The organism is Micromonospora sp. WMMD729, assembly GCF_049315225.1.
In the GTDB taxonomy this organism is placed as follows: Bacteria; Actinomycetota; Actinomycetes; order Mycobacteriales; family Micromonosporaceae; genus Micromonospora.
On the sequence record NZ_CP186059.1, the window covers coordinates 17,592 to 38,635 of the forward strand.

The window sequence follows — 21,044 nt, forward strand, 5'->3', positions numbered from 1 at the left end:
GGGCACCGATGGTGCCCGGCTCACACTGTCTTCACAACTTTGTGAAACGAGTGTAGCTTCCGATATATGGAAACTCCGATTGAGGTATCCGGCCTGGTCAAGACCTTCGGCCGGGTCCGGGCGCTCGACGGTCTGGACCTGACCGTCCGCGCCGGCGAGGTGCACGGCTTCCTCGGCCCGAACGGCGCCGGCAAGTCGACGGCCATCCGGGCGCTGCTCGGCCTGCTGCGGACGGACGCGGGGGTCGTCCGCCTGCTCGGCGGCGACCCGTGGCGCGACGCGGTGGCCCTGCACCGCCGACTGGCGTACGTGCCGGGCGACGTGACGCTCTGGCCCAACCTCTCCGGCGGCGAGGTCATCGACCTGCTCGGCCGGATGCGCGGCGGCCTCGACCCGGCCCGTCGCGCCGAACTGCTGGACTCCTTCGAGCTGGACCCCCGCAAGAAGGGCCGGACGTACTCCAAGGGCAACCGGCAGAAGGTCGGCCTGGTGGCCGCTCTCGCGTCGGACGCCGAACTCCTCATCCTGGACGAGCCGACCTCCGGCCTGGACCCGCTCATGGAGGACGTCTTCCAGCACTGGGTACGCCGGGCGAAGGCCGACGGCCGCACCGTGCTGCTCTCCAGCCACATCCTGGCCGAGGTCGAGGCGCTCTGCGACCGGGTGACGATCATCCGCAACGGGCGGGACGTGGAGACCGGCACCCTGAGCGAGCTGCGACACCTGCGGCGCACCTCCATCGAGGCCGAGCTGACCGGTCCGGTGGACGGGCTGGGGCAGCTCACCGGCGTACACGACCTGCGGGTGGACGGGCAGCGGGTGCGCTTCGACGTGGAGGACGCCGCGCTGGACGTCGCGCTCCGTCGGCTCACCGAGATCGGCGTACGCAGCCTGGTCAGTCAACCGCCGACGCTGGAGGAACTGTTCCTGCGGCACTACCAGGCCGAAGAGGTGTCGTCGTGAGCGCGCGGAGTGAGCCGGGCCCGCGAGCCAGCGCGTTCACCGGCACCCGACACCTGGTCCGGCTGATCCTGCGCCGGGACCGGATCGTGCTGCCCATCTGGATCCTCCCGCTGGCCCTGCTGCCGGCCAGCTACGCCAGCGCGTACGCCGGCCTCTATCCGACCGCCGCCGAGCGGGCCGAATACCTGGCCGGCACCGCGAGCAACCCGTCGATCGTCGCGCTGCTCGGTCCGGTGTACGGCGACAGCATCGGCGCACTCACCGTCCAACGGGCCGGGCTCTTCGCGGCGGTCGCCGCCCTGGCCAGCGTGCTGACGGTGGTGCGGCACACCCGTACCGAGGAGGAGGCCGGTCGGCGGGAACTGCTGGGCGCGTCGGTCCTCGGCCGGTACGCCGGGCTGACCGCGGCGCTGCTGGTCACGTACGCCGCGAATGTGCTGCTCGGCCTGCTCATCGCCGGCGGCCTGGCCGCGGCGGGTCTGCCCGGGGCCGGATCGCTGCTCTTCGGCGCCGGCGTGGCGCTGACCGGCATCGCGTTCGCCACGGTCGGCGGCCTGGCCGCGCAGCTCACGCAGAGCGCCGGCGGGGCGCGCGGCATCGGCCTGGGCGTGCTCGGGTTGGCGTTCGCGCTGCGGCTCGGTGGTGACGCCGGAGGGTCCGGCGGTGCCGGCGGGAGCGCCGAGTGGTTGAGCTGGATCTCCCCGCTCGGCTGGGCGCCCCGGGGACGCGCCTTCGCGGACGAGCGCTGGTCGGTGCTGCTGCTGCCGGTGCTGTTCAGCGCGGCGGTGGCGCTCGTCGCGTACCCCGTGTCGGTGCGTCGGGACGTGGGTGCCGGCGTGCTGCCGCCCCGGCTCGGTCCGGCCGCCGGCGCGCTGGCCGGTCCGTTCGGCCTGGCCTGGCGGCTGCACCGTGGCCAGTTGCTCGGCTGGACCGTCGGTTTCGGGCTGCTCGGTCTGGTGCTGGGCGGCGCGGCGGACGCGGCCGGCGACGCGGTGCAGGGCAACGAGCAGATCGCCGAGCTGCTGGCCCGGCTGGGTGGCTCGTCGACGTTGGCCGAGGCGTACCTCGGCAGCACGTTGAGCCTGACCGCGTTGGCAGCCGCCGGGTACGGCATCCAGGCGGCGCTGCGGGCGCGGGCGGAGGAGACCGCCGGACGGGCCGAACCGCTGCTCGCCACGGCGGTGAGCAGGTCCCGCTGGCTGGCGGCGCACCTGCTTTTCGCGCTGCTCGGGCCGGTGGTGGTGCTGGCGGTGACGGGAGCGGCGACGGGACTGTCGTACGGCCTCAGCGTCGGTGACGTCGGTGGCGAGGTGCCCCGGATGCTCGGTGTGGGCCTGGCCCAGGTGCCGGCGGCCTGGGTGCTCGCCGGGCTGGCGGCGCTGCTGGTGGGCTGGCTGCCCCGGTTCTCCTGGGCGGCCTGGGCGGTGCTCGCCGGCTGCCTGCTGCTGGGTCAGATCGGCGCGATCCTGGACCTGAGCCAGTGGGTGCTGGATATTTCCCCGTTCACCCACACCCCCCAGGTGCTGACCAACAACTGGACCGCAACCCCCCTGGTGGCCCTGACCGCCCTGACCACCCTCCTGCTGGCCCTGTCCCTGCGCACCTTCCACACCCGAGACGTGCCCACCCCTTGAAGCGCGGTGATCAAGAGGTTCGCGTCAGTGGAGGCGCGATTTTTGACGCGAACCTCTTGATCAACAGGGTGGTCGAGGGCCGACAGTGCCCAGGGAGGGTGGGGTTAGCCGGTGGGTTGGTCGTTGCGGATCATCAGGGCGCTGCGGAGGCCGGTGATGTCCAGGACGCGGATCAGGAAATCGCCCACATGGGTGAGCATCAGCAGGCTCTGCGCGTGGCTGGCCTTGCGGCTGAGCACCACGAGGGTGCCCAGGCCCTGCGAGTCGCAGAAGGTGACGCCGCCGAGGTCGAGCACGATCCGCGGAGGCGGGTCGGTCAGCACCTCGTTGACCACGGTGCTGAGCTGGGCGGCCGTGAGCATGTCGATCTCACCGGCCAGGCGAAGCACTGCTTCGTCACCCGTCCGGTGTAGCGTGATGGACAGTTCGGCACGATCCACCCGGTCAGCCTAGCGCGATCTAGCTGACCCGGCCTGTCGAGGCGACGAGCCGCGCTGCGACCCCGCGCCACCCGGCCGGCGCCCGCGCCGCCCGCCGAGCCCGCGACGAGCGTCGGGAGCGGGTGAGCCCGGTAACCCTCGCCCGGGGTGGCTGCTGCCTGACGGTCCGGCGCTGACACAATGGCGGCATCGTGACCGACATCGTTTCCGCCGGATCTGGCCGTTACCCGGCCGACGCGCCGGCCTCCGAGGCCCTGTTCGACCGCGCCCGCGCCATCGTGCCCGGCGGGGTCAACTCCCCCGTGCGTGCCTTCCAGGCGGTTGGCGGCACCCCGCGCTTCATGGTCCGTGGTGAGGGTCCGTGGCTGTTCGACGCCGACGGTCGTCGCTACGTCGACCTGGTGTGCTCGTGGGGTCCGCTGATCCTCGGGCACGCCCATCCCGAGGTGGTGGACGCCGTGCAGGCGGCCGCCGCCCGGGGCACCAGCTTCGGCACGCCCACGCCGGGCGAGGTGGAGTTGGCCGCCGAGATCGTCGACCGGACGCCGGTGGAGCAGGTCCGCCTGGTCAACTCCGGCACCGAGGCGACCATGTCGGCGATCCGGCTGGCCCGTGGCTTCACCGGCCGCTCCAAGATCGTCAAGTTCGCCGGCTGCTACCACGGTCACGTCGACGCGCTGCTCGCCTCCGCCGGCTCCGGCGTGGCCACCCTCGGCCTGCCCGACTCGCCCGGCGTCACGGGCGCGGCGGCCAGCGAGACGATCGTGCTGCCGTACAACGACATCCGGGCCGTCGAGGAGGCGTTCGCCGCCGAGGGCCCGCACATCGCCGCCGTGATCACCGAGGCCGCCGCCGGCAACATGGGCGTGGTGGCCCCCCGCGACGGCTTCAACCAGCAGCTCGCCCGGATCGCGCACGCGCACGGCGCCCTGCTCGTCGTCGACGAGGTGATGACCGGTTTCCGGGTCTCCCGCGCCGGGTGGCACGGCCTCGACGCCTCCGACGCGGACCTGTGGACGTACGGCAAGGTCATGGGTGGTGGCCTGCCCGCCGCGGCGTTCGGCGGGCGCGCGGACATCATGGCGCGTCTCGCGCCGGCCGGCCCGGTCTACCAGGCCGGGACTCTCTCCGGTAACCCGCTGGCCTGCGCCGCCGGTCTGACGACCCTGCGGCTCGCCGACGACGCGCTCTACCGCAAGCTCGACGACACGGCCGCCGTCGTGGGCAAGCTGGCGTCCGACGCGCTGGCCGCCGCCGGGGTCCCGCACCGCCTGTCGTACGCGGGCAGCATGTTCTCCATCTTCTTCACCGACGCCGACGTGGTCGACTACGACAGCGCACGCACCCAGCAGGTGCCGGCGTTCAAGGCGTTCTTCCACTCGATGCTCGCCGCCGGCGTCTACCTGCCGCCGAGCGCGTTCGAGTCGTGGTTCGTCTCGGCGGCGATCGACGACGCCGCTCTGGAGCACATCGCCGCCGCGCTGCCGACGGCGGCGAATGCGGCGGCAGCGGCCGGTCACGGGGGGTAGTGAACAGTGGCGAAGACGGTGGTCCACGTGCTCCGGCACGGCGAGGTGCACAACCCCGACCAGATCCTGTACGGGCGGCTGCCCGGTTTCCGCCTCTCCGAGCTGGGCGTGCAGATGGCCAAGGCCGCCGCGCAGGGGCTCGCCGAGCGGGAGATCGTGCACGTGGTGGCCAGCCCGTTGGAGCGCGCCCAGCAGACCGCCGAGCCGATCGCCGCCCAGTTCGGGCTGCCCGTCGGGGTGGACGAGCGGCTGATCGAGAGCGCCAACTGGTTCGAGGGCAAGAAGGTCTCCCCGGGCGACGGGTCGTTCCGCGACCCGCGCAACTGGTGGGTGCTGCGCGACCCGGTGACGCCGTCCTGGGGTGAGGCGTACCGGGCGATCGCCGAGCGGATGTTCGCGGCCGTGCACGCCGCCCGGGTCGCCGCCGAGGGGCGCGAGGCGGTGCTGGTGTCGCACCAGCTCCCGATCTGGACGCTGCGCCGCTACGTCGAGCGCAAGCGGCTCTGGCACGACCCGCGCAAGCGCCAGTGCGGGCTGGCGAGCCTCACGTCGTTCCACTTCGACGGCGCGAAGGTGGAGGGCATCGGCTACAGCGAGCCGGCCGCGCACCTCGTCGCGCTCTCCGCGACAGCCCGGACGGCCAAGGGGGCCTGATGAACGCCCGGAGGTGGACCGCCGGTCTGCTCGCCGCCGTCGCCGCGGTGGCTCTGGTCGGCTGTACGTCGGCGAAGGGGCAGGAGAAGACCTGCTCGACCACCTCGGACGGCATCATCGAGTGCGCGCCGGACCAGCGCTCGGCTCCGCCGAAGCTCGCCGGTGAGCTGCTCCTCGGCGGCACGTACGACGTCGCCCAGGCCCGGGGACAGGTCGTGGTGGTCAACTTCTGGGGCTCCTGGTGCGCGCCCTGCCGGGCCGAGGCGGACGACCTGGAGGCCGTCTACCAGGCCACCAAGGGTTCCGGGGTGACCGTCCTCGGCATCAACGTGCAGGATTCGCGGGACAAGGCCAAGGCGTTCGAGCAGGGACGGGTCACCTATCCGAGCCTGTTCGACCCGGCCAGCCGACTGGCGCTCGACCTCGACATCCCGCCGAACACCGTCCCCGCGACGGTGGTGCTCGACCGGGAGGGGCGGGTCGCCTCGGTGATCCGGGCCGCCGTGAAGCAGGAGGGCCTGCAACCGATCGTCGAGCGGGTCGCGGCCGAGAAGCCGGCGTCTAACTGATGGGCGAGACGTTCGAGGAGCTGGCCCGGAGCGGGCCGCTGGTGCTCGCCATCGGCGCGGCAGCGCTCGCCGGCCTGGTCAGCTTCCTCTCCCCGTGCGTGCTGCCACTCGTGCCGGGCTACCTGTCGTACGTCACCGGGTTGGCCGGCGCGGACCTCGACGGCCGGCGGCCGACGGCGGACCCGACCCCGGACGGCGCCGGTGGCGTCGCGGTCCGGGAGCGGACGACGACGGCGGTGGCGGCGGTCAAGGGTCGGGTGCTGGCCGGGACGCTGCTCTTCATCGCCGGCTTCACCGTGGTCTTCGTGGCCACCGCGATCCTGTTCGCCGGCATCGGTCGGGTCTTCTTCGACTACGAGCGGCAGTTGGAGATCGTCGTCGGCGCGTTGATCATCGTGCTCGGCCTCGGCTACCTCGGCATGATCCCCGCCCTGCAACGTGAATTCCGGATCTCCAAGCTACCGTCGGCCGGCCTGCTCGGCGCACCGGTCTTCGGCGCGGTCTTCGCGCTGAGCTGGGTGCCGTGCACCGGGCCGACGCTCGGCGCGGTGATGGGCATGGCCACCGCCAGCGGGCAGAGTGACCGGGCCGTGGTGCTCGCCGTGGCGTACTGCCTCGGGTTGGGGATACCGTTCGTCGTCTTCGGGCTGGGCTTCCAGCGCCTGCTCGGGGTCTTCCGCGCCATCCGGCGCAACAGCCGCTGGGTCACCCGGATCGGCGGCGCCCTGCTCATCCTGATCGGCCTGGCGCTGGTCACCGGCGGATGGCAGAGCTTCGTGATCTGGCTGCAGACCACTGTCGGGGTGGGCGAGGTGAGCATATGACGGTCGTCGACGAACGCCCGGAGGCCGAGGCCCCGGCGCCGCGCCGCCGGCCCAGCCGGCTGCTGGCCCTGCTGCGCAACTCGTGGCGGCAGCTCACCAGCATGCGTACGGCCCTGATCCTGCTCTTCCTGCTGGCGATCGCCGCGATCCCCGGCTCGGTGCTGCCGCAGCGCGGGATCAGCCCGGAGAAGGTCAACCAGTACTTCGTCGACCACCCGGACTGGGCCCCCCGGCTGGACCGGATCGGCGCGTTCGAGGTCTTCGGGTCGGTCTGGTTCTCCGCGATCTACCTGCTGCTCTTCACGTCGCTGATCGGCTGCATCACGCCCCGGCTGCGCGACCACGTCCGGGCGCTGCGGTCCCGGCCGCCGGTCGCGCCCAAGCGGATGACCCGGCTGCCGCAGCACACCACGCTGCCCGCCCCGGCCGGCGGCGTGGACGCCGTCGCCGAGGTGCTGCGCAAGCGCCGCTGGCGGGTGGAGGTACGCGGGAACGAGGTCTCCGCCGAGAAGGGGTACCTCAAGGAGACCGGCAACCTGCTCTTCCACACCTCGCTCATCGCGGTGCTGATCGGCGTCGCGCTCGGCTCGTGGTACGGGTGGAGCGGCAACCGCCTGCTGGTGGCGGGCGCGGACAACGCGTTCTGCAACACCCGCCAGCAGTACGCCGAGGCCAAGCTCGGCCCCCGCGTCGACACCGCCGACCTACCCCGCTTCTGCCTGCGGCTGGACGACTTCCAGGCCCGGTTCCTGCCGTCCGGTCAGCCGGAGTTCTTCAACGCCCGGGTCACCGTCGACGGCCCGGACGAGCCGACCCGCAGCGCGGACTTCTCGGTCAACTCGCCGCTGCGCCTCGCCGACGCGAGCGTCTACCTGCTCGGCCACGGGTACGCTCCGGTGATCCGCTACACCGACCGGTACGGCAACAGCCAGGTCAGTGACGAGCCCTTCCTGACCACCGGCGACATGGGCCTGACCAGCGAAGGGCTGGCCGCCTTCCCGGACGCGAACGTCGACCCGGCCACCGGAAAGCGGGTGCCGGGCGAGCAGATGGCGTTCACCGGCATCTACCTGCCCACCGCGCCGCAGCAGGCCCCGTTCGTCCGTTCCGAGTACCCGACCGAGCGCAACCCGGCGCTGAACCTGGTCGCCTACCGGGGCAACCTCGGCATGGACGCCGGCATCCCCGGCTCGGTCTACCAGCTCGACCAGCGGCAGGTACGTGCCGGCAAGGTCAAGGAGGTCGGCAGCAAGCTGCTCCGCAAGGGCGAGAAGTGGACGCTTGACGACGGCACGACCGTCGAGTTCCTGGGCACCGAGCGGTACGTCACGCTCTCCGTCCGGCACGATCCCGGCTCGACGCCGCTGCTGGTGAGCTGCGGTGTGCTGCTGGTGGGGCTGATGGGTTCGCTGTTCGGGCGGCGTCGCCGGGTGTGGTTCCGGGTGCTGCCGGCCGACCCCGGGAATGGATCTCCGACGGACGGTAGTAGCTTGATGGAGGCCGGTGGGTTGCCGCGCACCGACTATCCAGGGTTCGCCGACGAGTTCGCCCAGTTGGTCGCCGCCGTGAACGGTGACGAACGGGCGGCCGAGCGGGCTGGTGCCGACACCGGAACCGGTGGCCCGGCCGGTGTGCGAGAAGGGACCGAGTGATGTCCGCGCTCTCCGACAATCTGGTGACCTTCGCGATCCTGACGTACCTGATCGCGATGATCAGCCACGCCGTGGAGTACGCGCTTGGCAACGCCCGTACCCGGGCCGCCGTGGCCTCGCCCGCCCGTGAGCTGGCCGCCCGCGAGCTGGTCGCTCGTGAGCTGGTGGGCGCGGGGGTCGGCGGTGCCGGCGGCGTGACCGCCGAGCCGCCCGCGCAGGTCCCGCCGCCGGTGGACGGATCGGCCCGCCGGGCGCGTCTGGCCGGGCTGGTCGCGGTGGCGGCCACCGCGGTCGCCGCCGTGCTGCACCTCGCGGCGCTGGTCACCCGTGGTCTCGCGGCTGACCGGATGCCGTGGGGCAACATGTACGAGTTCGTGCTCACGGTGACGTTCATCGGGGTCGCGGCCTGGCTGGTGGTGCTCTGGAAGCGGCCGTCGCTGCGCAAGCTCGGGCTGTTCCTCACCCTGGTCATGGTGCTGCTGGTGGCCACCGCCGAACTGGTGCTGTACGTGCCGATCGTGCCGCTGGTGCCGGCCCTGAACTCGTACTGGTTCGTCATCCACGTCTCGACGATCGTCTTCGCGTCCGGCATCTTCCTGCTCGGAGCGGTGCCGGCCGTCGGCTTCCTGATGCGCAACGGGTACGAGCAGGGCAAGCGGAGCTTCCCGTACACCCTGGCGAAGCGGCTGCCCGCCGCGGCCAGCCTGGAGCGGCTGACCTTCACGCTGCACGCCTTCGCCTTCCCGATCTTCACGTTCGCGGTGATCGCCGGCGCGATCTGGGCCGAGGCGGCCTGGGGTCGTCCGTGGGGCTGGGACCCGAAGGAGACCTGGGCGTTCATCTCCTGGGTGGTCTACGCCGGCTACCTGCACGCCCGGGCCACGCCCAGCGTGAAGCGGAACGTGGCCACCTGGATCGCCGTGCTCGGCTTCCTCACCATGCTGATGAACCTGTTCGGGGTGAACATCTTCTTCACCGGCCTGCACTCGTACGGCGGGCTGAACTGAACTGCAGTTGGCAGATGTAGAACTACACTTCTTAGAAGTGTAGTTCTACATTCTGTGGGGATGTGACCGTGGAATTCGCCAAACCAGCGGAGATCTTCGACCGAGACGTCGAGTGGGCGGAGCTGGTCCGGTTCGCCACGGACGATCGACCAGGCGCGACGCTGGGCGTGGTCAGCGGCCGCCGCCGGCAGGGCAAGACTCTGCTCTTGTACGAGCTGGCCCGCAGCACCCAGGGCTTCTACTTCGGCGCGACCGAGGCGACGTCTGCGGAGTCGCTCCGTCGCCTAGGGGAAGCGCTCGGCCGGCACACCGCAGCCCCCAGCCCGCTGCACCTTGCCGACTGGCCCAGCGCGGTCGACGCGCTGCTCGCGCTGGGCCGGGACCGCCCGCTCACGGTGGTGATCGACGAGTTCCCGTACCTGGCCCGCGCCAGTCGCGACCTCCCATCGGTCATCCAGCATGCGCTCACCCCGGGCCGGATCGAGCGCACCGGCTCTCGAACTCGCCTGTTGCTGTGCGGTTCGGCGCTCTCGTTCATGGGAGGCCTCCTGGCAGGTTCGGCCCCACTCCGCGGACGGGCCGGGCTGGAACTGCCCGTCGCGCCGCTCGACTATCGAGCGGCGGCGACATTCTGGGGGATCGACGATCCGTTGCTCGCGGCCCAGGTGTTCGCGATCGTCGGAGGCACACCCGCCTACCGACGCGAGTACGTCCAGGACGACGCCCCGGACGGGCCGACCGATTTCGACGACTGGGTCGTGCGTGCCGTGCTGAACCCGGCGCGTCCGCTGTTCCGCGAGGCGCGTTACCTGCTGGCCGAGGATCCGGACCTGCGCGACACCGCCCTCTACCACTCGGTGCTCGCGGCGGTCGCCGACGGCAACGGCACCCGAGGTGGAATCGCGGGCTACATCGGCCGTAAGGCCACCGATCTACAGCACCCACTCACCGTGTTGGAGGACGCCGGTCTCCTCACGAGGGAGCCGGACCCCCTGCGCAGTGGCCGGAGCCGGTACCTCATCGCCGAACCCCTCATCACCTTCTACCAGGCGGTCATGCGACCCGCGTGGACAGCGTTGGAGCAGCGACGCGGCGCGGACGTCTGGCGTCGATCCCAGCGACGGTACGCGGCAGCGGTGCTGGGGCCGGCCTTCGAGGAGATCGTCCGCCAGTGGGCGCTGCGCTTTGCCGCACCGGAGACGCTCGGCGGCATCGTCGCGGAGGCCAGTGCCGCCGTCCTTACCGACCCCGCCAGCCGAACCAGCGTGGAACTCGATCTGGTCGCGTTCGGTGAGCCACCGATGGGCGACAGCCCTCGGCCGCTCCTCGCGATTGGCGAGGTCAAATGGGGTAGGACATTAGGGATGGCCGACCTGGAGCGGCTCGCCAGGGCACGGGATCTTCTTGCCACCCGCCCTGGCCTGGACGCGCGACACGTCCGGCTCGTGCTGGTGAGCGGGTCAGGCTTCACGGACGACCTTCGGCGTCGAGCTGGCGGCGATCAGGATGTCGTCCTGGTCGATCCGGAGCGCCTTTATCAGGGGGAATGACACCCGGGATCGCGCCCCACTCCCACCCGGCAGTTCGGGGCGGGCTCGCGGTCAGCGGCGTTGCAGGGTCTCGTCGACCCGCAGGGTGATCTGGTAGGCGACCTCGGGCACGTCGACCAGCTCGATGCGCTCACCGCGCAGCGCCACCTGCGCGTGCAGTTCCCGGGCGATGGCGTCGCGCACCGCGACCAGCAGTGGTGACAACCCGTCCGGGTCGCCGACGACGTATGCGTCCGACATGCCCACCAGCCTGCGCCGGGTTCGGCCGTTCGGCCAGCACGGGTGAAATGTGTCCGCAGGGCTTGACGCACACCGTGCCGCCGAGCCGGCGTCGGCCCGTGGTCCTGATCCACTCCAGGTCGGCGATCTGGCGGCATCCTTCGCCCGGCAAGGCACCACGTCGGCGATCTGGTGTGGATCAGGGGTCAGCCGCCGAACCAGCCCGGCATGTCGAGGCGGAACCAGTTGGTGGCGGCCATCGTGCGCAGGTCGTCCTCGATGGCGGCCACGCGCTCCTCGCCCAGGGTCGCGGCCCACTGCTCGCGCAGTCGGTCGAAGATCTCGGCCGAGCGACGTAGCCCGTCGACGCCGCGCGGTGTCATCCGGACCAGCCGTCGGCGGGCGTCGGCGGGATCGTCGACCCGCTCCAGGTATCCGATCTCGACCAGCCGGTCGACCGTCTTCCCGGCGGCCTGCTTCGAGATGCCGAGGCGCTGCCCCAGCTCGGTCGCTGTGGTGCCGTCCAGGCCGACGGCCTGGAGCACGAACCCGTGCAGCGGGCGCAGGTCGGGATGCCCCTCGCGGGCCAACTCGGCGTGCAGGTCGTCGATGAGGGTGCGGAAGCCGGCCAACAGCAGCAGTGGGAGCTGGAAGCCGGGCCGGGCGGGCTCAGGGGTTGTCACGTTCGACAACCACGTTTACTATTTCGTCAACCACGTTGACTATCTTAGGGCAGGCACCCATGTCCGTCTTCACCGCCCACACCGCCGAGACCGCGCCCGCCGCCGCCCGCCGGGCCATCGAGGGAGTACGCGGCCGCTTCGGCTGGCTGCCCGCCCCGGTGGCGCTGATGGCCGACTCGCCCCAACTGCTCGCCGGCTTCCTCGCCGCCAGCGCCGGCTTCGAACAGACCGCCCTCACGCCTGTGCAGCAGGAGGTGGTGGTCCTGACCGTTGCCACCAGCTACGAGTGCCACGTCTGCGTCGCCCTGCACACCGGCAAGCTCACCCGGCTCGGAGCGAGCGCCGAGCTGATCACCGCGTTGCGCGCCGGCACGCCGCTGCCCGAGCCGGGGCTGGAGGTGCTGCGCCGGTTCACGCTTGCCGTCCTCGAACACCGGGGCGCGGTGCCCGACGACGATCTCGACGCCTTCCTGGCCGCCGGTCACCAGCCACGGCATGCGCTGGACGTGGTGTTCGGCGTCGGGGCGTACACGATCTCGACCTTCGCCAACCGGCTCACCCGCGCGCCGCTCGACCCGCCGCTGGCCGCCCACGCGTGGACGCCCGCCGCCTGACCGAACCCGCGTTACCGCAACATGCCGGCAGAGGGCTGACTCAGGGTCGCGGTTTCGCTACCTTGCGCCAGAAGGGCCGATGTGGCCCATAGACCTGCTCGAGGAGATCGTGAAGCCATGGATCTGACCGGAGCTCAGTGGCGCAAGTCCACCCGCAGTGGCAACAACAGCGGCGCCTGCGTCGAGGTCGCCGACAACCTGCCCGACCGGGTGCACGTCCGCGATTCCAAGGACCGCGACGGCGGCGTGCTGACCTTCAGCCCGACCGCGTGGCGCGCCTTCGTCGACCTGGCCCGCACCCACTGATCCTCGGGGCTGCCACTCAGGCCGCCCCGAGAAAGTCGCGCAGCAGGGCGAGCATCTCGTCGGGGCGCTCCTCGTACAGCCAGTGCCCGCAGTTGTCGATCACCTCGCCGCGAACGGTGTCGGCGTACCGGCGTACCTGCTCGGCGACCTGGCCGCCGAGGCTGGCCGACGCGCCGACGGCCAGCACCGGCATGGTGAGCTTCGTGCCCCGGTGCGTCGCGTTGTCGGCGATGTCCTGGTCGAACGCCCGGAAGTGGGCGAAGCTCGCCCGCAGGTGCGCCGGGTCGCGCAGGTGGCTGGCGAACTCCTCGATGTCCGGCGCGGCGATGCTGCCCTTGCGCACCATCAGGGCGTCGGTGAACCGGTCCACCCAGAGCGACTCCCGCCCACGGACCAGTTCCTCCGGCAGCCCGTTGCCGAGCGTGAAGAAGCCGAAGTTCCACACCCCCGGCCCGCCCGCGGTGAGCGCGGGGAACGTGTAGATGCTCTCGTCGGGGATCGGCGCCTCGGTGAGCGCCAGCCGGCTCACCCGCTCAGGATGGGCGGCGGTGTACGCGTACGCCACCATCGTCCCCAGGTCGTGCCCGACCACTCGGAGGTCACCGACCAGGCCGAGTTGGTCGAGCAGGCCGTGCAGGTCGGCGGCGACGGTCTTCTTGTCGTACCCGTCGGCCGGAGCGTCGCTGTTCCCGAATCCGCGCAGGTCGGGCGCGACCACCTCGAAAGACCGCCCCAACTCGGGGAGCAGGTGCCGCCACATGTACCAACACTGCGGGTACCCGTGCAGCAGCACCAGCGGTGGGCCGCTGCCGCCACGGACATAGTTCATGGTGATCCGACCGACCCGTGCCCGCTGCTCGGTGAACCCCGCCGGAACCCGATCGCCACCCATTCGCTGCCCCCGTCCGCCCCCATCCGCCGCCGGCTGCCCGGCTACCCGCTCGACCGACGGCCATGCCTGCGCACGAGCGTTGATCGACTCGACATCCCGGAAGTCGGGTCGTCCCAGGCCGCCGGACACCCCGACTTCCGGGAGCCCGAGTGGATCAGCAGTGCCGTCGCGGGCGTCACACCACCCGGCGTGGGCCGGGCCGCAGCCGGTGCGGGAGACTGGGCGACATGGCTCGTGGCTTCCCGTACACCGATCTCAAGGATTTCCTCGCGGCGCTGGAACGCGCCGGGGAGCTGCGCCGGGTCGACGTCCCCGTCGACCCGACCCTGGAGATCAGCGAGGTGGTCACCCGCACGGTGCGCGCCGGTGGTCCGGCGCTGCTGTTCGAGCACCCCACGCGGGGTGAGATGCCGGTGGCGATCAACCTGTTCGGCACCGAGAAGCGGATGGCGATGGCCCTCGGCGTCGACTCGCTGGACGAGGTCGGCGCGCGGATCGGCGCGTTGATCAAGCCGGAACTGCCGGTCGGCTGGTCCGGCATCCGCGAGGGCCTGGGCAAGGTCATGCAGCTCAAGTCGGTGCCGCCCCGCAAGGTCAAGACCGCGCCCTGCCAGGAGGTCGTCTACCGGGGCGACGACGTCGACCTCGGCCGGCTGCCGGGATTGCAGGTGTGGCCCGGCGACGGCGGGATCTTCCACAACTACGGGCTGACCCACACCAAGCACCCGGAGACCGGCAAGCGCAACCTGGGCCTCTACCGGCTCCAGCAGCACGGCCGCAACACCCTCGGCATGCACTGGCAGATCCACAAGGACTCCACGGCCCACCACGCGGTCGCCGAACGGCTCGGGCAGCGCCTGCCGGTCGCGGTCGCGATCGGCTGCGACCCCGTCGTCTCGTACGCGGCCAGCGCGCCGCTGCCCAGCGACATCGACGAGTACCTGTTCGCCGGGTTCCTGCGCGGCGAGCGGGTGGAGATGGTCGACTGCCTCACCGTGCCGTTGCAGGTCCCGGCGCACGCGCAGATCGTGCTGGAGGGCTACCTGGAGCCCGGCGAGCGGCTGCCCGAGGGGCCGTTCGGCGACCACACCGGCTTCTACACGCCGGTCGAGCCGTTCCCGGTGCTGCACATCGAGGCGATGACCATGCAGCGCAACCCGGTCTACCACTCGATCATCACCTCCAAGCCGCCGCAGGAGGACCACGGCCTCGGCAAGGCCACCGAGCGGATCTTCCAGCCGCTGCTCAAGCTGCTGATCCCGGACATCGTCGACTACGACCTGCCGGCCGCCGGGGTCTTCCACAACTGCGCGATCGTGTCGATCCGCAAGCGCTACCCGAAGCACGCGCAGAAGGTCATGAACGCGATCTGGGGCGCGCACCTCATGTCGCTCACCAAGCTGATCGTGATCGTCGACGAGGACTGCGACGTGCACGACTACAACGAGGTGGCCTTCCGCGCCTTCGGCAACGTCGACTACGCGCGGGACCTACTGCTCACCGAGGGGCCGGTGGACCACCTCGACCACTCGTCGTACCAGCAGTTCTGGGGTGGCAAGGTGGGCGTGGACGCGACCCGCAAACTCCCGGCCGAGGGCTACACCCGCGGCTGGCCGGAGGAGATGACCATGGCCCCCGAGGTCACCGCCCTGGTCGACAAGCGCTGGAAGGAGTACGGGATCTGATGGCGACCCCCGACAACCCTCGCGATCTTGCGCTTTCTGTCGACGATTCGCGCCCTTCCTCCCCAGATGTTCCCGCAGAAAGTGCAAGATCGCGGGGGAGGGTGCGTGCCTTCCTGGATCTCGTCACCATCGAGCACTCCGTCTTCGCGCTGCCGTTCGCCTTCCTCTCGGCGTTGAGCGCCATGCGGGTCGACGGGGGGCGGGTGCGCTGGGTCGACCTGCTGCTGATCACCGTGGCGATGGTCGGGGCGCGGACGTTCGCGATGGCCGCCAACCGCATCCTCGACCGGCGCATCGACGCGCGGAATCCCCGTACCGCCGGGCGGGAACTGGTCACCGGGGCGGTGAGCGTGCGGACGGCCTGGACCGGCGCGGTCGTCGCGCTCGTGGTGTTCCTCGCCGCTGCCGCGCTGCTCAACCCGCTCTGCCTGATGCTCGCGCCGCTCGCCGTGGTGCCGCTGGTCGTCTACCCGTACGGCAAGCGGTTCACCAACTGGCCGCACGCCATCCTTGCGGTCGCCCAGGCGGTCGGCCCGGTCGGCGCCTGGCTCGCGGTCACCGGCACCCTGGACGGCTCCGGGCCGGCCTGGGTGCTCGGCGCGGCCGTCGGCCTCTGGATCGGCGGCTTCGACCTGATCTACGCCTGCCAGGACTCCGAGATCGACCGGGAGATCGGCGTGCACAGCGTGCCCGCCCGGTACGGTCGCCGCTTCGCCCTGCACGCCTCGACTGTGACGCACGTGCTGACCTTCGGGCTGTTCGTCTGGTTCGGGGCGCTGATCGGGTTCGGCTGGCTGTGGTGGGTCGGCCTGGCGCTGACCGCCGTCGCGTTCGCATACCAGCACCTGGTGGTTACCCCGACCGACCTCAGCAAGGTCAACCGGGCGTTCTTCACCGCCAACGGGTTCGTCGGCATCGCGCTGTTCGTCTTCGCCCTGCTCGACCTGGTGATCCGCCTGGACCTGCGTCCCTAGGCGGCCGTCGGGTAGCGGCCGCTCTCCAGCGTCCAGTCGATGGTGCCGCGCACGGCGTAGGCGATCCCGTCGAGATGGTCGGCGACCGCCTCGTCCAACGCCGGCCCGAACGACGGCACGGCGGCGCGGAGCGCCACGAACCGTCGCATCGACTCGCACCAGCGTTCGGCCACCCGCTGCACCGCCTCCTCGGCCGACACGCCCCACTCCGCCTGCATCGCCAGGACCAGGTTGTGCCCGCCCGAGGTGGACCGGTCCTTCTCCAGCGAGGCCAGGTCGTTGTACCAGGACAGCAGGTCGTTGCCGGTGCGGGCGATCTGCCGCAGCAGCGGGTGGTGGTAGACGGGATCGGGCAGCGACCGACCGGTGACGAACTCCACCAGCGGGTACGACACCTCGGCCGCCGAGGTGGACCGCCGCAACTCGATGTACTCGTCGACCCCGGGCCGGACCGCGGCCTCCTTGTTGACCGCCTCCCGCCAGGTGCCGTCGAGGTGCCGGGCCACCGCGTCGGCGAAGCGCAGCCGCCACCGGGACGGCATCCGCCGGCGCGGCTCCCGCCAGGCCAGCACCAGCAGCCGCCGCAGCGGCCCGGTCAACCCGCCGTGCCGCACCCGGGGACCGTCGTGCAGCAGTGCCAGCGTCCCGTCGCGCAGCGCCCGGATCTGCGCCGGGTGCAGTCGGTGCGGGCCGTCGCAGGCGTCGTCGACGAGGAAGAACCAGGTGAAGAGGGCCGTCAGCACCCGCAGGTCGGCTTCGCCTGCGTCCGGATAGAGCCGCCCCGCGTACCGGGCGAAGCCGCCCCGGGCCAGCCGGTGCAGCGCGGCGTCGTCCAACGGCATACCCAGTTCGGGCAGGATGTCGACGAGCCACCGCTGGACCCGGTCGGCGTGCGGTGAGAGCCGGGCCGGAACGGGGCATTCACCGCGCAGCGCCCAGAGGACCTCGCCGGTCGTCACCGATGCCTCCCCGTGCGAACTGCTCCCGGTGCGAATCGCCACCGGCAGCATCGCAGGTCGGCGGGACAAGCACGCACCCGCCCGGACAACTCGGACCGCGGCGCGACGGATCGTGGGGTGCCCGGCGGCGCGCGGTGCGGACCAGGCAGGCTGGGGGGCATGCGGGAACCATGGGTGGTCGGCGTCTCCGGGGCCTCCGGTACGCCGTACGCGGCGTCCGTCGTCGGCGGGCTGCTCGACGCGGGCGAGCCGGTGGACCTCATCGTGTCCCGGGCGGCACGGCTCACCCTGCTCGACGAGACCGGCCGGTCGTTCCGCGACGCGCACTGGGCCGAGGACCTCGCGGCCTGGCTGGACCGGGACCTGACCGGCGCAGACGTCCGCCACTGGCCGGCCGGCGACCTGGCCGCCGGGCCCAGCAGTGGCTCCTACCGGGTACGGGGAATGGCCGTGGTGCCGGCCAGCACCGCAGCCTGCGCCGGCATCGCCATCGGGCTCTCCAAGGACCTGCTACAGCGCGCTGCCGAGGTCAACCTCAAGGAGCGCCGACCGGTCGTGGTGGTGCCCCGCGAAACCCCGGTGACCCGCAGCCACCTGGAGCATCTGATCGCGTTGCACGACGCCGGCGCGGTGGTGCTGCCGGCCAGCCCCGGCTTCTACGGCGCGGGCGCGGCGGCCAGCGCGCAGCAACTTGTCGACTTCGTGGCCGGCAAGGTGCTGGACGCGCTCGGCGTGCCACACACCCTGTTCCGCCGGTGGTCCGGCGAGCTCGGCGCGGCCCGGAGCTGAACGGGTCAACCGATTCGTTCCAGTGGTGCGCGGACCGGACTGCCGCCCGGTCCGCCTGACGTTGTCCGCACCAGTTCAGTACATGCCGGCGTTGGCCGGACCCGGCCCGGTGGAGGCGGCCGGACCCACGTTGCGTGGCTTTCCGACCTCGTCCACCTCGTCCAGCATGCCCTCCCCCTCAAGCAGGGCTCGCACCTCGGATTCCCGAAACCGGCGATGCCCGCCTGGAGTCCGGATGCTTCCTATCCGGCCGGCCGCCGCCCATCTCGTCACAGTCTTCGGGTCTACCCGAAACAGCGCGGCGACCTCACCCGGTGTCAGCAGGCGATCTCCAGTGTCCACAGCCCCCTCCTCGCGTCGACGAAGCCCCTGGCTGAACACACTGCCCCCGGCTGGTGCGAGCCCAGAGCCGTCATGAGGGACGTATGGCAATTACAGCACCAGGTAACTGGCCTGTCCGCCAAACGCGAAAAATGCACTGACTGGGAAGTTAGTAAATGCTACTGGTGCAACCCCTACCTAGACCGTCAGTTCATGAACAGTTACTCACTGTCCTGACCAACGGATGCCGAAGGTCTCGCGTTACGCCCAACGCGTTAAGGTCACTCTCCGTGGACGCCATCGACCTGAGCCTCGTCGACCTGCTGCGGGGCAACGCCCGCCTCTCGTACGCCGAGCTGGCCCGGCAGGTGGGCCTCTCCGCCCCGGCCGTGCACGAACGCGTCGGCAAGCTGGAGAGCAGCGGCGTGGTGCTGGGCTACCGGGCGGACGTGGCGCCCGAGGCGATCGGGCTGGGCGTCACCGCGCTCATCGGCATCGTCGAGGACTCCGACGCGGACTCCGACGACATGCTGGAGTCGCTGCGGGTGCTGCCCGAGATCGAGTCCTGCTACTTCATGGCGGGCGTCGAGTCGTTCCTGCTCAAGGCCCGGGTCGGCACGATCGCCGAGCTGGAGCAGCTCATCGTGCGGCTCAACCGGACCCCCGGGGTCGCCTCCACCCGTACCGCCATCGCCCTCTCCACCAAGTGGGAGAACCGCCCCCAGCCGGTCGGCCCGCAGTCCACCTGACCTGTCGTACCGCTGTCGCCGTACCCCTGGTGTCGCCCCGCGCGCGGCGGTAGCGTGCGCCGATGACCTCGCCGGGACGCGGCGCGGCCGTGGTGACCGGCGCCGCCGGCGGCCTGGGCCGGGCCATCGCCGCCGCGCTGCACGCCGACGGCTGGTCGGTGCTGCTCACGGACCTCGACCCGGACGCGGCAGCGGCGGCGGCCGTGCCGTCCGGTGGCTGGTCGGCCGCGCTGGACGTCCGCGACGAGGCCGCCTGCGCCGCCGTCGCCGAGGTCGCGGCGGGCCGCGGCGGCCTCGGCCTGTGGGTGAACAACGCCGGCATCCTGGTGACCGGTCCGTCGTGGGAGCACGACGAGCCGACCCGTCGCCGGGTGTTCGACGTCAACGCGCTCGGCGCCGTCAACGGCACGCTCGCCGCCCTCGCGGTGATGCGCCGCCAGGGTCACGGCCACGTCCTGAACGTCGTCTCGCTGGCCGGGCTCGTCGCCGCGCCGGGCGAGACGATGTACGCGGCCAGCAAGCACGCGCTGCTCGCGTTCAGCCTCGGCACCCAGTCCGACCTACGGATGGCCGGCTACCGGCGGGTGCACGTCTCCTGCCTCTGCCCTGACGGCATCTGGACCCCGATGCTGCACGACCGGCTGAACGACCCGGGCGCGCTGGCCTCGTTCACCGGGTCGATGCTGACCCCGCAACGGGTGGCCGCCCGCGTCGCCCGGCTGGCCCGCAGGCCCCGCCCGGTGGTCAGCCAGCCCCGCTGGCGCGGCGCCCAGGTCCGGCTGCTGGACACCCTGCCCCGGCTCACCGCCGCACTGATCCCGTTCCTCACGGCCGTCGGCCGGGCCGGTCAGCGCCGGCAGTCCCGCCGGTCACGGCCCACGGACCCGAGCTGAACACCGCTGACCTGCTTGCTAGGTTTCCGGCGTGACTCATCTCGACCGGTGCGACGAGGCCAGCCGGAGCTGGGTGACCGAGGCGATCGCCGCCGTCGAGGCGGACGCGAACCGCTCGGCCGACACCCACCTGCTGCCGTTCCCCCTGCCCCGCGCCTGGGGCATCGACCTCTACCTCAAGGACGAGTCGTCCCACCCGACCGGCTCGCTGAAGCACCGGCTGGCCCGGTCGCTGTTCCTCTACGGCCTCTGCAACGGTTGGATCGGGCCGCAGACCACGATCGTCGAGGCGTCCTCGGGCTCCACGGCGGTCTCCGAGGCGTACTTCGCCCGTATGCTCGGCCTGCCGTTCATCGCCGTGATGCCCGCCTCCACCTCGCCCGAGAAGATCGCGCAGATCGAGTTCCAGGGCGGCCGGTGCCACCTGGTGGACGACCCGGCGGGCGTCGTGGTCGAGGCCCGCTGGCTGGCCGAGGACTCCGGCGGCCACTTCATGGACCAGTTCACGTACGCCGAGCGGGCCACCGACTGGCGGGGCAACAACAACATCGCCGAGTCGATCTACGCCCAGTTGGAACTGGAACGGCACCCCATCCCGACCTGGATCGTGGTCGGCGCCGGTACCGGCGGCACCAGCGCCACCATCGGCCGGTACGCCCGCTACCGCCGCCTGGCCACCAAGCTCTGCGTCGTCGACCCGGAGAACTCCGCCTTCTACCCCGCCTGGGAGGCCGCCGACTGGTCCGTACGCACCGGCAGGGGCTCCCGCATCGAGGGGATCGGCCGTCCCACCGTCGAGGCGTCCTTCCTACCCTCGGTCGTGGACCGGATGGTCCACGTGCCGGACGCTGCCTCGCTGGCCGCGATGCGCGCCGGCTCGGCGGTGCTCGGCCGCCGGGTGGGCGGCTCCACCGGCACCAACCTGTGGGGCGCGTTCGGTCTCATCGCCGGCATGCTGGCGCAGGGGCGGACCGGCTCGGTGGTCAGCCTGATCTGCGACGCCGGCGACCGGTACGCCGACACGTACTACTCCGACGCCTGGGTCGCCGCCCAGGGCCTCGACCTGACGCCCCACGCCGCGACCATCGAACGGTTTCTCGCCGACGGGGTATGGCCCGCCTGAGCGGTGTCGCCGGCC

At 71.7% G+C, this 21,044-nt stretch carries 23 protein-coding genes; 17 read left to right on the forward strand and 6 right to left on the reverse strand.

The window, feature by feature from the left end; genetic code table 11:
* The first annotated feature begins 66 nt into the window (after positions 1 to 66).
* Both ACN263_RS00065 and ACN263_RS00070 read left to right on the forward strand, forming a co-directional pair.
* Complete coding sequence (locus ACN263_RS00065; RefSeq protein ID WP_422737797.1) at positions 67 to 963, forward strand: ATP-binding cassette domain-containing protein; 897 nt, start codon at positions 67 to 69, stop codon at positions 961 to 963.
* A complete protein-coding gene (locus ACN263_RS00070; protein ID WP_422737798.1) occupies positions 960 to 2,597 on the forward strand; it encodes an ABC transporter permease in 1,638 nt (545 codons plus the stop codon). The genes ACN263_RS00065 and ACN263_RS00070 overlap by 4 nt, the downstream gene beginning before the upstream one ends.
* A gap of 104 nt (positions 2,598 to 2,701) precedes the next feature.
* Here ACN263_RS00070 and ACN263_RS00075 read toward each other — a convergent pair whose 3' ends face one another.
* Positions 2,702 to 3,037, reverse strand: coding sequence for an STAS domain-containing protein (locus ACN263_RS00075; protein ID WP_421474061.1), 336 nt, complete (start codon positions 3,035 to 3,037; stop codon positions 2,702 to 2,704).
* A 191-nt stretch (positions 3,038 to 3,228) separates the two neighbouring features.
* Between ACN263_RS00075 and hemL the strand changes: the two genes are divergently transcribed.
* From hemL to ACN263_RS00110, 7 genes are all read left to right on the forward strand, one after another.
* On the forward strand, positions 3,229 to 4,566 hold the full coding sequence (gene hemL, locus ACN263_RS00080) for a glutamate-1-semialdehyde 2,1-aminomutase (protein ID WP_422737799.1): 1,338 nt from the start codon (positions 3,229 to 3,231) through the stop codon (positions 4,564 to 4,566).
* Between the two features lie 6 nt (positions 4,567 to 4,572).
* Complete coding sequence (locus ACN263_RS00085; RefSeq protein WP_422737800.1) at positions 4,573 to 5,220, forward strand: histidine phosphatase family protein; 648 nt, start codon at positions 4,573 to 4,575, stop codon at positions 5,218 to 5,220.
* The gene (locus ACN263_RS00090) at positions 5,220 to 5,789 is read left to right on the forward strand and encodes a TlpA family protein disulfide reductase (protein ID WP_422737801.1); all 570 of its coding nucleotides are present in this window, start codon (positions 5,220 to 5,222) and stop codon (positions 5,787 to 5,789) included. The genes ACN263_RS00085 and ACN263_RS00090 overlap by 1 nt, the downstream gene beginning before the upstream one ends.
* On the forward strand, positions 5,789 to 6,613 hold the full coding sequence (locus ACN263_RS00095) for a cytochrome c biogenesis CcdA family protein (protein WP_422737802.1): 825 nt from the start codon (positions 5,789 to 5,791) through the stop codon (positions 6,611 to 6,613). The genes ACN263_RS00090 and ACN263_RS00095 overlap by 1 nt, the downstream gene beginning before the upstream one ends.
* Positions 6,610 to 8,265: a cytochrome c biogenesis protein ResB gene (resB, locus tag ACN263_RS00100; RefSeq protein ID WP_422737803.1), complete on the forward strand. Its 1,656-nt coding sequence runs from the start codon at positions 6,610 to 6,612 to the stop codon at positions 8,263 to 8,265. The genes ACN263_RS00095 and resB overlap by 4 nt, the downstream gene beginning before the upstream one ends.
* Positions 8,265 to 9,272, forward strand: a complete 1,008-nt coding sequence (gene ccsB, locus ACN263_RS00105) for a c-type cytochrome biogenesis protein CcsB (protein WP_422737804.1) — start codon at positions 8,265 to 8,267, stop codon at positions 9,270 to 9,272. The genes resB and ccsB overlap by 1 nt, the downstream gene beginning before the upstream one ends.
* 68 nt (positions 9,273 to 9,340) lie before the next feature.
* Positions 9,341 to 10,822 (forward strand): AAA family ATPase, encoded by a 1,482-nt coding sequence (locus ACN263_RS00110; RefSeq protein ID WP_422737806.1) that lies wholly within the window; start codon positions 9,341 to 9,343, stop codon positions 10,820 to 10,822.
* A 51-nt stretch (positions 10,823 to 10,873) separates the two neighbouring features.
* On the opposite strand, the gene ACN263_RS00115 is transcribed toward ACN263_RS00110, so the two are convergent.
* Positions 10,874 to 11,062: a hypothetical protein gene (locus ACN263_RS00115; protein ID WP_422737807.1), complete on the reverse strand. Its 189-nt coding sequence runs from the start codon at positions 11,060 to 11,062 to the stop codon at positions 10,874 to 10,876.
* Positions 11,063 to 11,247: 185 nt separating this feature from the next.
* Positions 11,248 to 11,724 carry a MarR family winged helix-turn-helix transcriptional regulator gene (locus ACN263_RS00120; RefSeq protein ID WP_422737808.1) on the reverse strand — a complete coding sequence of 159 codons (477 nt, stop codon included), beginning with the start codon at positions 11,722 to 11,724 and terminating at the stop codon, positions 11,248 to 11,250.
* A gap of 59 nt (positions 11,725 to 11,783) precedes the next feature.
* On the opposite strand from ACN263_RS00120, the gene ACN263_RS00125 reads away from it, so the two are divergent.
* Entirely contained in the window at positions 11,784 to 12,338 is a 555-nt protein-coding gene (locus ACN263_RS00125; RefSeq protein ID WP_422737809.1) for a carboxymuconolactone decarboxylase family protein, read from the forward strand.
* 123 nt (positions 12,339 to 12,461) lie between these two features.
* On the forward strand, positions 12,462 to 12,644 hold the full coding sequence (locus ACN263_RS00130; protein WP_422740889.1) for a DUF397 domain-containing protein: 183 nt from the start codon (positions 12,462 to 12,464) through the stop codon (positions 12,642 to 12,644).
* Positions 12,645 to 12,660: 16 nt separating this feature from the next.
* On the opposite strand, the gene ACN263_RS00135 is transcribed toward ACN263_RS00130, so the two are convergent.
* A complete protein-coding gene (locus ACN263_RS00135) occupies positions 12,661 to 13,536 on the reverse strand; it encodes an alpha/beta fold hydrolase (RefSeq protein WP_422737810.1) in 876 nt (291 codons plus the stop codon).
* Positions 13,537 to 13,763: 227 nt separating this feature from the next.
* Between ACN263_RS00135 and ACN263_RS00140 the strand changes: the two genes are divergently transcribed.
* The gene (locus ACN263_RS00140) at positions 13,764 to 15,221 is read left to right on the forward strand and encodes a menaquinone biosynthesis decarboxylase (RefSeq protein ID WP_422737811.1); all 1,458 of its coding nucleotides are present in this window, start codon (positions 13,764 to 13,766) and stop codon (positions 15,219 to 15,221) included.
* Positions 15,221 to 16,195 carry a menaquinone biosynthesis prenyltransferase MqnP gene (gene mqnP / locus ACN263_RS00145; protein WP_422737812.1) on the forward strand — a complete coding sequence of 325 codons (975 nt, stop codon included), beginning with the start codon at positions 15,221 to 15,223 and terminating at the stop codon, positions 16,193 to 16,195. Before ACN263_RS00140 ends, mqnP begins: the two co-directional genes overlap by 1 nt.
* Here the strand turns inward: mqnP and ACN263_RS00150 are convergent.
* On the reverse strand, positions 16,192 to 17,154 hold the full coding sequence (locus tag ACN263_RS00150; protein ID WP_422737813.1) for a terpene synthase family protein: 963 nt from the start codon (positions 17,152 to 17,154) through the stop codon (positions 16,192 to 16,194). The two genes, mqnP and ACN263_RS00150, sit on opposite strands and share 4 nt — an antisense overlap.
* A 159-nt stretch (positions 17,155 to 17,313) precedes the next feature.
* On the opposite strand from ACN263_RS00150, the gene ACN263_RS00155 reads away from it, so the two are divergent.
* Positions 17,314 to 17,943, forward strand: a complete 630-nt coding sequence (locus ACN263_RS00155; protein ID WP_422737814.1) for a UbiX family flavin prenyltransferase — start codon at positions 17,314 to 17,316, stop codon at positions 17,941 to 17,943.
* A gap of 75 nt (positions 17,944 to 18,018) precedes the next feature.
* Here ACN263_RS00155 and ACN263_RS00160 read toward each other — a convergent pair whose 3' ends face one another.
* Positions 18,019 to 18,285, reverse strand: coding sequence for a BldC family transcriptional regulator (locus ACN263_RS00160; RefSeq protein WP_007454516.1), 267 nt, complete (start codon positions 18,283 to 18,285; stop codon positions 18,019 to 18,021).
* A 269-nt stretch (positions 18,286 to 18,554) separates the two neighbouring features.
* Here ACN263_RS00160 and ACN263_RS00165 point away from each other — a divergent pair, with 269 nt between their 5' ends.
* The 3 genes from ACN263_RS00165 (at position 18,555) to ACN263_RS00175 (ending at position 21,029) form a co-directional block, all read left to right on the forward strand.
* Positions 18,555 to 19,013, forward strand: coding sequence for an Lrp/AsnC family transcriptional regulator (locus ACN263_RS00165; RefSeq protein ID WP_422737815.1), 459 nt, complete (start codon positions 18,555 to 18,557; stop codon positions 19,011 to 19,013).
* 62 nt (positions 19,014 to 19,075) lie between these two features.
* On the forward strand, positions 19,076 to 19,906 hold the full coding sequence (locus ACN263_RS00170) for an SDR family NAD(P)-dependent oxidoreductase (RefSeq protein WP_422737816.1): 831 nt from the start codon (positions 19,076 to 19,078) through the stop codon (positions 19,904 to 19,906).
* 31 nt (positions 19,907 to 19,937) lie between these two features.
* Positions 19,938 to 21,029 carry a PLP-dependent cysteine synthase family protein gene (locus tag ACN263_RS00175; RefSeq protein WP_422737817.1) on the forward strand — a complete coding sequence of 364 codons (1,092 nt, stop codon included), beginning with the start codon at positions 19,938 to 19,940 and terminating at the stop codon, positions 21,027 to 21,029.
* Positions 21,030 to 21,044: the final 15 nt, after the last annotated feature.